General features: G+C 73.9%; 12 protein-coding genes. 6 read left to right on the top strand and 6 right to left on the bottom strand.

Annotation, left to right across the window (positions count from 1 at the left end; translation table 11 throughout):
• Positions 1 to 41: 41 nt before the first annotated feature.
• From AB0D08_RS05740 to AB0D08_RS05715, 6 genes are all read right to left on the bottom strand, one after another.
• Complete coding sequence (locus AB0D08_RS05740) at positions 42 to 1,298, bottom strand: cytochrome P450 (RefSeq protein ID WP_051811937.1); 1,257 nt, start codon at positions 1,296 to 1,298, stop codon at positions 42 to 44.
• 63 nt (positions 1,299 to 1,361) lie between these two features.
• On the bottom strand, positions 1,362 to 1,565 hold the full coding sequence (locus AB0D08_RS05735) for a ferredoxin (protein WP_033818840.1): 204 nt from the start codon (positions 1,563 to 1,565) through the stop codon (positions 1,362 to 1,364).
• A gap of 143 nt (positions 1,566 to 1,708) precedes the next feature.
• Positions 1,709 to 2,200: a MarR family transcriptional regulator gene (locus tag AB0D08_RS05730; RefSeq protein ID WP_051811938.1), complete on the bottom strand. Its 492-nt coding sequence runs from the start codon at positions 2,198 to 2,200 to the stop codon at positions 1,709 to 1,711.
• A gap of 16 nt (positions 2,201 to 2,216) precedes the next feature.
• Entirely contained in the window at positions 2,217 to 3,956 is a 1,740-nt protein-coding gene (locus AB0D08_RS05725) for an MFS transporter (protein WP_051811939.1), read from the bottom strand.
• Between the two features lie 137 nt (positions 3,957 to 4,093).
• A complete protein-coding gene (locus AB0D08_RS05720; RefSeq protein WP_033818841.1) occupies positions 4,094 to 4,807 on the bottom strand; it encodes a response regulator in 714 nt (237 codons plus the stop codon).
• Positions 4,804 to 6,420, bottom strand: a complete 1,617-nt coding sequence (locus AB0D08_RS05715; RefSeq protein ID WP_033818842.1) for a sensor histidine kinase — start codon at positions 6,418 to 6,420, stop codon at positions 4,804 to 4,806. Before AB0D08_RS05715 ends, AB0D08_RS05720 begins: the two co-directional genes overlap by 4 nt.
• 161 nt (positions 6,421 to 6,581) lie before the next feature.
• Here AB0D08_RS05715 and AB0D08_RS05710 point away from each other — a divergent pair, with 161 nt between their 5' ends.
• The 6 genes from AB0D08_RS05710 to AB0D08_RS05685 all read left to right on the top strand — a co-directional run.
• The gene (locus AB0D08_RS05710; RefSeq protein ID WP_359886327.1) at positions 6,582 to 8,060 is read left to right on the top strand and encodes a cation:dicarboxylase symporter family transporter; all 1,479 of its coding nucleotides are present in this window, start codon (positions 6,582 to 6,584) and stop codon (positions 8,058 to 8,060) included.
• A 509-nt stretch (positions 8,061 to 8,569) separates the two neighbouring features.
• Complete coding sequence (locus AB0D08_RS05705) at positions 8,570 to 10,063, top strand: glycoside hydrolase family 16 protein (RefSeq protein ID WP_033820630.1); 1,494 nt, start codon at positions 8,570 to 8,572, stop codon at positions 10,061 to 10,063.
• A gap of 223 nt (positions 10,064 to 10,286) precedes the next feature.
• Positions 10,287 to 11,279, top strand: a complete 993-nt coding sequence (locus AB0D08_RS05700) for a GlxA family transcriptional regulator (RefSeq protein ID WP_359886326.1) — start codon at positions 10,287 to 10,289, stop codon at positions 11,277 to 11,279.
• A 238-nt stretch (positions 11,280 to 11,517) separates the two neighbouring features.
• Positions 11,518 to 12,156 carry a DJ-1/PfpI family protein gene (locus AB0D08_RS05695; RefSeq protein WP_359886325.1) on the top strand — a complete coding sequence of 213 codons (639 nt, stop codon included), beginning with the start codon at positions 11,518 to 11,520 and terminating at the stop codon, positions 12,154 to 12,156.
• 186 nt (positions 12,157 to 12,342) lie between these two features.
• Positions 12,343 to 12,822 (top strand): hypothetical protein, encoded by a 480-nt coding sequence (locus AB0D08_RS05690; RefSeq protein ID WP_359886323.1) that lies wholly within the window; start codon positions 12,343 to 12,345, stop codon positions 12,820 to 12,822.
• 203 nt (positions 12,823 to 13,025) lie between these two features.
• The coding region (locus AB0D08_RS05685) for a hypothetical protein (RefSeq protein ID WP_359886322.1) at positions 13,026 to 13,298 on the top strand (273 nt) is incomplete at its 3' end.

Genomic DNA, 13,298 nt, shown 5'->3' with positions numbered 1-13,298 from the left:
CCGCCGGCCGGCCACCCGGGCCGGGCGGATAGGTCACCAGGTCACCAGGTCACCGGCAGGGTCCGCAGGCCGCGGACCACCGAGTCGGCCCGGGTCTCGACCTCCTCGAACGGCACCGCCAGCCGCAGGCCGGGCAGCCGCCGCAGCAGCGTCCCGAGCGCGATCTGGAGTTCGGCGCGGGCCAGCGGCTGCCCGAGGCACTGGTGGATCCCGAAGCCGAACGCGAGGTGGCGCCGGGCATCCCGGGTGACGTCCAGCTCGTCACCGCCGTCGAACAGCTCCGGGTCCCGGTTGGCGGTGGACGGCATGGCCAGCACCCCCTCGCCCGCCCGGATCAGGGTGCCGTCCAGGTCGACGTCCTCCACCGCCACCCTGGGGATGCCCAGGTGCACGATGGTCAGGTAGCGCAGCAGTTCCTCGACCGCGCCCTTCATCAACTCCGGCTCGGCCCGGAGCAGTTCCAACTGCTGCGGGTTCTGCAGGAGTGCCAGGGTGCCGAGCGCGGTCATGTTGGCGGTGGTCTCGTGTCCGGCGACGAGCAGCAGCAGGCCCATGGCGGCGGCCTCGGCGTGGGTCAGCTCGTCGCGGGCGACCAGCCGGCTGAGCACGCCGTCGTCGGGCTCGCGCCGCTTGCGGTCGGCGAGGTCGGCCAGGTACGACGTCAGGGCATCCTGCGCCGCCGCGACCTGCTCGGTGTCCGCCCCGGTGTCCAGCAGGACCCGGCTGTTGGCCTGGAAGAACTCGTGGTCGGCGTAGGGGACGCCGAGCAGCAGGCAGATGACCAGCGAGGGCACCGGCAGGGCGAACTCCGCCACCAGGTCGGCGGGCCCACCCTTGGCGATCATGCGGTCGAGCGCCTCGTCGACGATCTGCTGGATCTGCGGGCGCAGCGCCTCCACCCGCTTGATGATGAAGTCGCCGGTGAGCATGCGGCGCTGGCGGGCGTGCTCGGGGTCGTCCAGGCGCAGGAAGGTGGGGGTGCTGCGGATGACCAGGTCGCGCCGGCCGGGGAAGAGGAACGGGAAGCCGGGCTTGCGGGCGTCGGCGCTGAAGCGCCGGTCGGCGAGGACCGCCCGGGACTGCTGGTAGCCCGTCAGCAGCCAGCAGGGTGTGTCGTCCCAGAGCGTGACCCGGGTGACCGGGGAGACCAGGTGGGCCTCCTGGTAGGCGGGCGGCGGGTCGAACGGGCAGCGTGCCTGGGCGGCCGGAACGGCGAGGGCGTCGGGAGCGGCGGTGGTGGAGGCGGTGGTGGCGGTGACGGTGGTGCTCTCGGTGATGGAGGGTGCGTCGGTGGTCATGCGGCTGTGCTCCTTCCAACAGGGTGGAGTCCGGCCGGTCCGGGGATCGGGGTCGGGCCCGGGTCAGCCGGCGTCGCCGTGCACGGTGATGGCGTTGCCGGGGCAGAGCGCGGCCGCGAGGCGGACGTCGGCGGTGAGGGTGGCCGCCGGGCGTTCCTCCAACAGCCGGACGAGCCCGTCGTCCTCGCCCTGGTCGAAGACGGCGGGGGCGGTCAGTACGCACTGGCCGGATCCGCAGCAGCGGTCCTGATCGATGATCACCTGCATGGCGGCACCTCGGTCCGGTGGGGTGAATCGGTTTCGCAAGGCAACCATTTCACCGTAGCCCAGATCCGGTCCGCACACGAAGGTCCGTTCGCGGACCATCCCGAGTTGGCCGAAAAACCCTCCCCCGAAGGGATGAACGGGCGTCAGCTCCGGCCCGGTTCGGGCCCCGCGGGGTCGACCGGTTCCTCGGCCAGCAGCTCCAGGACCGGCAGTGCGGCCAACAGGGCCTCGCGCCGGTCGGGGCCGAGCGCCCGGACCCGTTCGGCGAGCAGTTGGGCCCGCTCCTCCCGGATCCGGTCGATGGTCTCCCGGCCGTGCGCGGTGAGGGTGATCAGCGCGGAGCGGCGGTCCTGCGGGTCCGGCTCCTTGGCGATCAGGCCGTCGGCGTGCAGCGGCGCCAGCGTGCGGATCATGGACGGGGCCGCGACCCGCTCGCGGCCCGCCAGGTCGACCAGCCTGATCGGGGCGTGCGCCTCGATCCGGGCGAGCGCGGAGAGCTGGGCGAAGGTGAGGTCGAGCCGGCTCGACGCCTGCACCATCTGCCGGTGCAGCCGGGAGACCGCGAGGCGCAGCCGGGCCAGATCGGCTGCGGACAGGTTCGGGTCGGCCGCGGGCAGGTTCGGGTCGGTCGCCATGGGCCGCGGGTGCTCCTCAGTCTCGCCGGGTGGTGCCCGCCGCCGCCTGGGCCGGGCCGTCCGCCGCCTTCACGGTACCCGCCGCCCCGGCCCGGCCCGCCGGCCGGTCCTTGACCAGCGAGGCGAGCGCGCCGAGCAGCGACAGCCCGATGGCGAACCAGAAGACCACCACCAGGCCGTCGTGGAAGGGGCCGGCGATCAGCTGCGGGAAGAACTCGCGGCCGGTGAGGGTCTGCGCGTTGCCGGGCGGCAGCGAGCCGAGCAGGTCGGGGCCGAGCAGTTCGCGGACCGGGTTGTAGCCGAGGAAGGCGGCGAACAGGGTGCCCACCGGCGGGAGTCCGGCGATCGTGTGGGCGGCCGGGGCCGGGACGCCCTGGGCGGTCAGCCCGTTGTTCAGCCCCTCGGGGAGCGAGCCGGCCAGGCCGGCCACCATCAGCGAGAAGAAGATGCCGATCGACAGCACCATGCCGGCGTTCTGGAAGGTGGCGCGCATGCCGGAGGCGGCGCCGCGCGCGTCGGCCGGCACGCTGGACATGATCAGCGAGGTGTTCGGGGCCGCGAACAGGCCACCACCGAGGCCGTTCAGCAGGATCAGGAAGGCGAACCAGGGGTAGCCGAAGTCGGTCGGCAGGAGCAGCAGTCCGGCGAACGAGAGCGCCATCACCACCAGGCCGCCCGCCGCGAACAGCCGGGCGCCGTACTTGTCCGACAGGTGCCCGGCGACCGGGCCGGCGATCAGGAACCCGACCGTCAGCGGGACCATGTAGATGCCGGCCCACAGCGGCGTGGACTCGTACTGGTAGCCGTGCAGCGGGAGCCAGATGCCCTGCAGCCAGATGATCAGCATGAACTGGAGTCCGCCGCGGGCGATCGATCCCAGCAGGGTGGCCGCGTTGCCGCTGCTGAACGCGGCGTCGCGGAACAGCCTCAGCGGGAACATCGGGTCGGCCACCCGGCGCTCGATCAGGCAGAACAGCGCCAGCACGGCCGTGCCGCCGATCAGTCCGGCCAGCACCCACGGGTTGCTCCAGCCCATGGTGTGGCCGCCGTACGGCTGGATGCCGTAGGTGATCCCGGCGAGCAGGGCGGTCAGGCCGACGGCGAAGGTCAGGTTCCCCCACCAGTCGATCCGGGCCGGGCGCCGCACGCCGGTGTCGCGCAGCGAGCGGTACGCCCACAGGGTGCCGAGCAGGCCGATCGGCACGTTGACCCAGAAGATGGAGCGCCAGTTCCACTCGGCCAGCACGCCGCCGAGCACCAGGCCGATGAACGAACCGGCGATGGCCGCCACGATGTTGACGCCGAGCGCGGTACCGCGCCGGTGGGCGGGGAAGGCGTCGGTGATGATCGCCGCGCTGTTGGCCATCAGCATCGAGCCGCCGACCGCCTGGGCCACCCGCCAGCCGATCAGCCAGAGTGCTCCCCCGCCGCCGGACATCGGGTCGAGCGACAGGGCGACCGAGGTCAGGGTGAAGATCAGGAAGCCGGCGTTGTAGATCCGGACCCGGCCGTAGATGTCGCCGAGCCGGCCGAGGGTGACCACCAGGACGGCGGTTACCAGCATGTAGCCCATCAGCATCCAGAGCAGGTAGCTGACGTTGCCGGGCTCCAGCGGGTTGAGGCCGATGCCGTTGAAGATCGCCGGGAGTGAGATCAGCACGATCGAGCTGTTGATCGTCGCCACCAGCGTGCCCAGCGTGGTGTTGGACAGCGCGATCCACCTGTAGCGCGTGTCGCCGTCCGGCACGGTACGCATCCGACTCTCCCCATCCCAGATAGTTAGCTTCCGCTAGCTAACTATCTTCCCGCCGACCCGCGCCCCCGGCAAGGCCCGTCCGGTCACGGTCCGGCCAACGAGCACCGGCCGCTGCCCGGCCGGCCGGCCGCTTGGACCTAGGCCCGTCCGGCCGTCGGGCCCGTACCGCGCTGCCGGTAGCACAGCTCCGGGCGGCCGACCTGCCCGTACTGCGGCTCCCGGACCGCGAACCCGGTCTCCACCAGGTGCTCCAGGTAGCGCCGCGCGGTGATCCGGGACACCCCGGCGGCGGCCCCCGCGGCCGCCGCCGACAGGCCGGTGGCGGACTCCCGCAGCACCCCGGCGACGGCCTCCAGGGTGGGCGCGCTGAGCCCCTTGGGGAGCGCGGCCCGCTCGGGCGTGCGCAGCAGGGCGAAGGCCTGGTCGACCTCGTCCTGGCCGGTGGCCTCGCCGGCCCGGCCGAGGCTGTCGCGGTAGCGCGCGTAGCTCTCGAGCCGGTCGGTGAGCGCGGCCGCGCCGAACGGCTTGAGCAGGTACTGGACCACGCCCGCCGACACCGCCTGCCGGACCATCGTCAGGTCGCGCGCCGAGGTGACCGCGATGACGTCGGTGGGGTGGCCGGCCGCCCGTAGCGTCCGGCACAGCCGCAGGCCGTGACCGTCCGGCAGGTAGAGGTCGAGCAGCATCAGGTCGACCGGCGTCCCCTCGGTCCGCGCCCGGTCGAGCCGGCGCAGCGCGTCCGCGCAGCTGTGCACGGTGTCGGCGACCCGGAAGCCCGGGGTGCGGCCGACGTAGAGGGTGTGCGCGGCGGCGGCGACCGGGTCGTCCTCGACCACCAGGACGGAGATCATCCGACCGGTTCCCGGCTCAAGGGGAGTCGTACGGTGAGCACCGCGCCGCGTTCGCGGCCGAGTTCGACGGTGCCGCCGTTGCGGCGGGCGGTCTGGGCGACCAATGCCAGGCCGAGGCCCCGGCCGTGCTGCTTGGTGGTCCAGCCCCGGCGGAACACCTCCTCGGCGGCGTCCGGGTCGATGCCCGCGCCGGTGTCGGCGACCCGGAGCAGCAGTTCGCCGTCGCGGGCGAGGGCGGTGACGGTGACCTCGGGCGGGCCGGCGCGGCGGGCGGCGTTCTCGATGGCGGCGTCCACCGCGTTGTCGATCAGGTTGCCGAGCAGGGTGACCAGGTCGCGCGGGGCGAGGGCGGCGGGCAGCACGCCGTCGTCGATCCGGCTGTCCTCGGTGAGGGTGAGTTCCACGCCGCGTTCGGCGGCCTGGGCGGCCTTGCCGAGCAGCAGGGCGGCCAGCACGGGCTCGCCGAGGGCGGCCACCACGCGGTCGGTGAGCCGCTGGGCGAGGGCGAGTTCGGCGGTGGCGAACTCCACCGCCTCGCGGTGGCGGCCGAGTTCGATCAGCGAGACCACGGCGTGCAGCCGGTTGGCTGCCTCGTGCGCCTGCGCGCCGAGCGCCTCCGCGAAGCCCCGGACCGAGTCCAGTTCCCCGGTGAGGCCCTGGAGTTCGGTGTGGTCCCGGAGGGTCACCACGGTGCCCAGGCCCGGGCCGACGGCCGAGGTGTTGAGCAGTACCACCCGTTCGGCGGTGAGGTGCACCTCGTCGCGGACCGGGGCCGGGGCCAGCAGGGCGCGGGTGAGCGAGTCGGGCAGGCCGAGGGTGTCCACCGCGGACCCGGCCACCCCGTCGGTGAGGCCGAGCAGTTCGCGGGCGGCGTCGTTGCAGAGCAGCACCCGGTGCGCGGTGTCCAGCAGGACCAGCCCCTCGCGGACCGAGTGCAGGGTGGCCTGGTGGTAGTCGTACAGGTGGCTGAGTTCGGCCGCGCCCATCCCGTGCGTGTGGCGGCGCAGCCGGACGGTGACCAGCGCGGTACCGGCGGCGCCGAGCGCGAGCGCGGCCAGGGCGACGCCGGCCAGCGCGAGCACCGGCCCGCGCAGCTGGTCACTGATCGCGTCGACCGTGATGCCCGCACTGACCAGGGCCACCACGTGCCGCTGATCGTCGAGGACGGGTGCCACCACCCGCACCGAGGGGCCGAGCGTGCCGGTGTACGTCTCCGGGAAGACCTCCCCCGCCAGCGCCCGGTCGATGTGGCCGAGGAACGGGCGGCCGATCTGCGCCGGGTCGCGGTGCGCCCAGCGGATGCCGCTGGTGTCCATCACGGTCACGAAGTCCACCCCGGTCTCCCGGCGGACCTGCTCCGCGTACGGCTGGAGGACGGCCGAGGGGTCGGGGGCGGCGGCGGCCTCGCGGACCGTCGGGGCGTCCGCGACGCTGACGGCCACGGCCCGGACCCGGCCGAGCGCGGCCTGTTCGGCCCGGTCCGCCGTGAACAGGTAGGCCAGCACCGCGCCCCCGGCCACCACCCCCGCCACGATCACCACCTGCACCAGGAACAGCCGTCCGGCCAGGCTGCGCGTACGGCGGCGCGGCGGGCGGGCGGGGTGCGGGGTCATGCCGGACAGTCTGCCCTGCCGCCCGCCGCGGGCAAGGGGTGCAGCGGTGTGAACTCTATGAACGCAAACGTGACGGCCGTCACCCCGGCGCCCATAGTCGGATCGGCCCTCCACCCGGGCCGCCAGGAACCGCAGGACCCGCAGGGCGAAGGAGCCGCAGGATGACGACCTCAGGAACAGACCGGAGCGACCGGACCGCCGGGCCCGGCCGAGCCGTCCGGACCGGAAGATCCGACCGCACCCACTACCTCTACCTCGCGGTGATCGCCGCCGTGGTCGGCGGCGTGGTGCTCGGGCTGGCCGCGCCCGACGCGGCGGTCGAGCTCAAGCCGGTCGGCACCGGCTTCGTCAACCTGATCAAGATGATGATCAGCCCGGTGATCTTCTGCACCATCGTGCTCGGTGTCGGCTCGGTGACCAAGGCCGCCAAGGTCGGCCGGGTCGGCGGCCTGGCGCTCGGCTACTTCCTGCTGATGTCGACCGCGGCGCTCGGCATCGGCCTGCTGGTGGGCAACCTGATCGACCCGGGATCCGGCCTGCACCTGACCGCCGCCCTCGCCAAGTCCGGCCACGCCCAGGCGGCCACCGGCGCCGCCACCGGCACCGCGGACTTCCTGCTCGGGATCATCCCGACCACGGTGTTCTCGGCGCTCACCGAGGGCAAGGTGCTGCAGACCCTGCTGGTCGCCCTGCTGGCCGGGTTCGCCCTGCAGGCCATGGGCCCGGCGGGCGCACCGGTGCTGCGCGGGGTCGAGCACCTTCAGCGGCTGGTGTTCCGGATCATGTCGATGATCATGTGGCTGGCCCCGGTCGGCGCCTTCGGCGCGATGGCCGCGGTGGTCGGCGCGACCGGGACGGCGGCCCTGAAGAGCCTCGCGATGATCATGATCGGGTTCTACACCACCTGCGTGATCTTCGTGGTGGTGGTGCTCGGACTGCTGCTGCGGCTGGTCGCGGGCGTCAACGTGTTCGCCCTGCTGCGCTACCTCGGCCGCGAGTTCCTGCTGATCCTCTCCACCTCCTCCTCGGAGAGCGCACTGCCGCGCCTGATCGCCAAGATGGAGCACGTCGGCGTGAGCCGGCCGGTGGTCGGCATCACCGTCCCGACCGGCTACAGCTTCAACCTGGACGGCACGGCGATCTACCTCACGATGGCGTCGATCTTCATCTCCGAGGCGCTCGACAAGCCGATGCCGCTCGGCCAGCAGCTCTCCCTGCTGCTCTTCATGGTGATCGCCAGCAAGGGCGCGGCCGGCGTCACCGGCGCGGGCCTCGCCACCCTGGCCGGCGGGCTGCAGTCCCACCGGCCCGAACTGGTGGACGGCGTCGGGCTGATCGTCGGCATCGACCGCTTCATGTCGGAGGCCCGCGCGCTCACCAACTTCGCGGGCAACGCCGTCGCCACCGTCCTGATCGGCCACTGGACCAAGGAGCTCGACCACGACCGGCTCCGCGAGGTGCTCGCCGGACGCCTGCCGTTCGACGAGACCACGCTCGTCGACACCGGCCACGACGGCGCAGGCGGGCACGGCACCGACGACGGCACCGGCGGCGGCCACGGCCACCGTGGGGGCGGCGCCGATGCGGTGGAGGTACCGGCACAGCCGGGCGGGCCCGGCCTGGAGAAGGCCGGCGCCTGATCCCGGCGCCCGGCCCCGGCCTCACCTGCGGCCCGTACGCGCCCGCGGCCGGCGCCGTCCGTGCCCTGTCGACCCCGTGCGGGCGGCAGGGCACGGCGGCGTTCCGGACGCCCGCCGGCCGGGCCGGAGACACCGCGACGGCACCGGGGCGGCAGTCCGTCCGCCGACCCGACCTGCAGTCCGACCTGCAGTCCGTCCTGCAGTCCCTCCAGCAGGCCATCGGGCGTCCGTCCGGGGCCAACTCCCTTGAGACCGACGCCACCTGTGGCTGATGTCACAGACCCGCCCGGCCCACCCCTCCCCCACCCGCGCCCACCCTCACCCACCAGCGGTTTTCCGTACGTAGGCGACCCAGTCGGCGGTCGGATGATCTCGCCCGCGGTACGGACCGAGCTTGCGCGGCGACGGCGGTGTCCCGCAGGCTCCTCGACGGAACGGGCCCGACGACTCCCCTGCCGGAGTACGGGCCGGTCCTGTCCGAGGGGGGAAACGAAAGGCTCCCCCACAGCATGCCCAGACATTCCAAGCACCGCCGCACGGCGCCGGGCGCCCGGCGACGTCTCCTCGCCATCGGCCTCGCCGTGGCCGCCGTCGGCGCCGGAGGCGCGGCGTGGGCCGCCCCGAGCCGCACCGCGGCCGAGCCGGTCGTCGTCGACTCGCTCAGCATCACGCCGGCCGCCCCGGGCAGCACCGCCCAGGTCACCGCCACCGCCAAGCTGCACTCCGCGAAGAGCCTCCCGGTCCAGTCGCTGACCATCGCCGTGCGCGACGCCAACGGCGCCAACTACGACTTCCGGGGCGCGATCCCGACGACCCTGTCGGGCACCCAGCAGACCTTCCAGCCGCAGGCGCGCACCTTCCCGGCGGGCTCGTACACCTACTTCGTGGCGTACAAGGCCAACAACACCTGGCACAACCTCACGCCCACCGCCGCCTTCACCTCGACCGGCGCCGCGGTGACGCCGACGCCCACCCCGACGCCGCAGCCTTCGCCCACCGCGACCGCCAAGCCGACCACGCCGGCGCCGAGCACCCCGGCGGCGACCACCCCGGCAGCGACCACCCCGGCAGCGACCGCGTCCGCGACGCCCAAGCCGACTCCCACCGCGACGCAGACCCCCACCGCGACGCAGACGGCGAGCCCGACCAAGGCCCCGACGCAGGCGCCCACCACGACGCCGGCACCGACCGCCACCCCCACGGTCACGCCGTCGACCAGCCCCACCACTGCGCCGAGCAGCCCGTTCACCAGCCCGGCGGCCACCCCGTCCGGGTCCGCCACGGCCTCGACCCCGGCGACCACCCCGGCCTCCACCGGCGGCCCGGCGGGCATCGCGGGCAGCTGGCGCCCGGTGTTCGCCGACGAGTTCAACGGCTCGGCCGTCGACTCGGCCAAGTGGACCCCCAACTGGCTCGGCTGCCCGACCTGCACCACCCCGCCGGTCAACAGCTCCGAGGCGGCCGCGTACGCGCCGTCCCAGGCCACCGTCAGCGGCGGCAGCCTGCACCTGACGGCGACCCAGCAGTCCACCACGGTCAACGGCAAGACCTACCCGTTCCGCTCCGGCATGGTGCAGAGCAACGGCAAGGCCCAGTTCACCTACGGCGCCTTCGAGTCCCGGATCTACCTGCCGCCGACCGGCTCGAAGATCGCCAACTGGCCCGCCTTCTGGACCGACGGCCAGAACTGGCCGACCGACGGTGAGATGGACGTCATGGAGGGCCTCGGCGGCAGCGCCTGCTACCACTTCCACTCGCCGTCCGGCGGCCCCGGCTCCTGCGCCCCGGGCAACTTCACCGGCTGGCACACCTACGGCGCCGAGTGGGCACCGGGTTCGGTCACGTACTACTACGACGGTGTGAAGGTCGGTCAGATCACTACCGGCATCACCAGCGCGCCGCAGTACCTGATCCTGAACAACGGCGTCGAGTCCGCCACCGCCGGCAACAACCTGGCCCCGGCGGATATGCAGGTCGACTACGTCCGCGTCTGGCAGCACTGACCGGTAGCACCCGCAGCGGTAGCCGCCCGAAGCCGGCCGGCCCTGCTCCGCCGATCCGCCTCCCCGTCCCCGACGGGGAGGCGGATCGGCGTTTCGGCGCGTTCAGCGCCAGAGAGCCCCGAGAGCCCCGAGCGGATGGCAGGAGGGACTGGCAGGAGGGGATGGCAGGAAAGGTGGGAAGGACGACCTTGCTGCCATCCGCCCCCGCTGACACGCTGGCGCCATGTCCACCTGTGACGTCCTGATCGTCCTCTTCGACGAGGTCCAGAGCCTCGACGTGACCGGCCCGCTCGAGGTACTGAGTTCGGCCCGGTCCCGAGGCGCGGTGCCCGGGCGGAACGCCTACCGAATCCGTACGGCAAGCCCCGGCGGCGGGCCGGTCCGCTGCTCCAGCGGCCTCACGCTGGTGCCGGACGAGGACCTGGACCTGGCCGCCACGCCGCACACCCTCCTGGTACCCGGCGGCCGCGGCACCCGCGGTCCCGCCGACCCCGCGCTCGTCGCGCGGATCGCCGAACTGGCCGCCGGGGCCGAGCGCGTGGTGTCGGTCTGCACGGGCGCGTTCCTGCTCGCCGAGGCCGGACTGCTGGACGGCCACCGCGCCACCACGCACTGGGCGTACTGCGAGACCTTCGCCCGGCGCTTCCCGGCGGTCCGGCTCGACCCGGAGCCGATCTTCGTGCGGGACGGGCGGATCTCCACCTCGGCGGGCGTCACCGCCGGTATCGACCTGGCCCTGGCCCTGGTCGAGGAGGACCTCGGCCGGAGCGCGGCGCTGGCCATCGCCCGGCACCTGGTGATGTACCTCCGACGGCCGGGCGGGCAGGCGCAGTTCAGTACGCACCTGGCCGGCCAGCTCGCGGAACGGCATCCCCTGCGCGAGGTCCAGCGGTGGATCGGCGAGAACCCGTCCGCCGACCTGTCGGTCACCGCGCTCGCCGAGCGCGCCACGCTTTCACCGCGCCAGTTCGCCCGGGCGTTCGCCGCGGAGGTCGGGGTGCCGCCCGGACGGTACGTCGACGGCATCCGGCTGGAGACCGCCCGGCGGCTGCTGGAGGAGACCGGGCAAGGCGTCGAGGAGATCGGCCGGACCGCGGGTTACGGCTCCACCGAGGCGATGCGCCGCGCCTTCGTCCGGGGGCTGGGCATCCCCCCTTCGGAGTACCGACGCCGTTTCCGGCCTCCGTCACCGCTGCCGGCCGCCGCCATCGGCTGAGGGCGCGGCACGCAGGGATGTAGCACGCGCGGGGATGCGCCACGCGCCGGCATGTGGCACACGCCGGGATCCGGCGTGGCCGGCCAGCGCGCCTGCCCTTCATTTCGGGCGGCGCAAATATTCACTGGATGGTGAATGTCAGCGGGCCGCCAATCATTCACCCAACAAAAATCATTCACGACTACGCAAGCATCGACGCCATCGCACATCGTTCACCACTCCATGAATGGTTACGCATATGCAAATCGCGATTCTGCTCTTCGACCGGTTCACCGCCCTCGACGCCGTCGGCCCCTACGAGATCCTCTCCCGTCTGCCGGGCGCGGAGGTCGTCCTCACGGCGGCCCGGCGCGGACCGGTACGGGCCGACACGGGCTTCCTCTCCCTGGTGGCCGACGCCTCGATCGACGAGGTCACCGCACCCGATCTGCTGCTCGTCCCCGGCGGCCCCGGCCAGGCCGCCCGGATGGACGACCGACCGCTGCTCGACTGGATCAGGGCCGTCGACGCCGGGACCACCTGGTCCACCTCGGTCTGCACCGGCTCGCTCCTGCTGGCGGGCGCCGGACTGCTCAAGGGCCGCCGGGCCGCCTGCCACTGGCTGGCGGCGGACCAGCTCCCCGCCCACGGCGCGTTCCCCTCCAGCGACCGGGTCGTGATCGACGGGAAGTACGCCACCGCGGCCGGGGTCTCCGCCGGGATCGACCTCGCACTCCTGCTGGCCGGCCGGATCGCCGGTGACCGGACCGCGCAGGCCATCCAGCTCCTCACCGAGTACGCCCCCGAGCCCCCGTACCAGGCGGGCAGTCCGGCCACGGCCCCGGCCGACCTGGTCGACGCCCTCCGTGGCCGCGCACCGGAGTTCCTGCGCGACTGAGTACCCCGGCCGCCGCCCCCTCCCGCCCCCTCCCGTCCCCTCCCCGCCCGGCCCGCCCGGCCCGGCTCCCGGCACACTCCGGGCCGTCGGGTCGCAGGTCCGCAGGTCCGCGGGTCCGCAGGTCCGGGGATCACCCTCCCGGCCCACGCCGCGCCCGTCCCGCCGGAGGCGAGTGACACTTGATGCATGGGCGAGACTCAGCGCAGCAGCAGCGGGGACATCTTCACCCCGCCGGTCGTGGTGCGCCCACCCACCCGGGGCGCCCGGCCGTACCGGCGGGTGGAGATCTACGGGCGGACGGTCGGCAAGGCCTTCGACGCCGCCGATGTGGCCGAGTTCATCCGGCGGGCCGGCGTCGAGGACCCCGATCTGACCGACCCGGAGCTGGTCGGCTGGCGCGGCGGCGACCAGACCGTCTGGTCCGCACCGAACACGCCGACCGCCCCGGTGCATGACGTGTCGGCGTTGCCGGAGACCTCCGAGGCACCGGGGACGCCCGCCACACCGGACGGACCCCACCGGCCCGACGGCCCGCACCCCGACCCGCACGCCACCGGTACCCACCCCACCGGCACCCACCCCACCGGCGACCTCGGTACCGCCGACATCAGTACCGCCGACCCCGAGGACGACAGCGCCGACGACGACAGCGCCGCCGCGAGCTGACCGGGCCGAACCGGGGGCCGCGCCGCAGCCCGGCGCCCACCCCCGCACGACGCCCCGGCCGTGCCGCCGACGAGAGCGGCCGATCAACCATCCAGGGCAATCCGTTCCCCCCAGGCGCTGACAATGCCGTGCCTGGGGTGGCCGGTCGGGGCCGCCCGGGAGGTAGTGGAGGGACGTGACCCACTCCGCCCGAGGAGCAGCGCATGCGCCCGACCCGCTTGGCAGCCACCCTCTCGATGGTCTCCCTGTTCGTCGCCACGGCGAGCAGTTGCGCCACGGAGTGGCGGCCGTTGTCCTCCGCCGCCCCGGCCCCCACGGTGACCGCGACGGCCACGGCGACGGTGACGGCCACCGCGCCGGCCGTACCCGCCCCGGCGGTGGCCCTGACCCCCGTCCCCGGCGCCCCGGCCCCGTCCGGCGCCCCGGCCGACCCGGCCGCACCCGCCTCACCGGCGGCCCCCGGCGCACCCGGCGCG

This window comes from Kitasatospora sp. NPDC048540, assembly GCF_040651175.1.
Classification (GTDB): Bacteria; Actinomycetota; Actinomycetes; order Streptomycetales; family Streptomycetaceae; genus Kitasatospora.
Note: the sequence above shows the minus strand (reverse complement) of the source record. Positions and strands in the feature narration are given on the sequence as shown.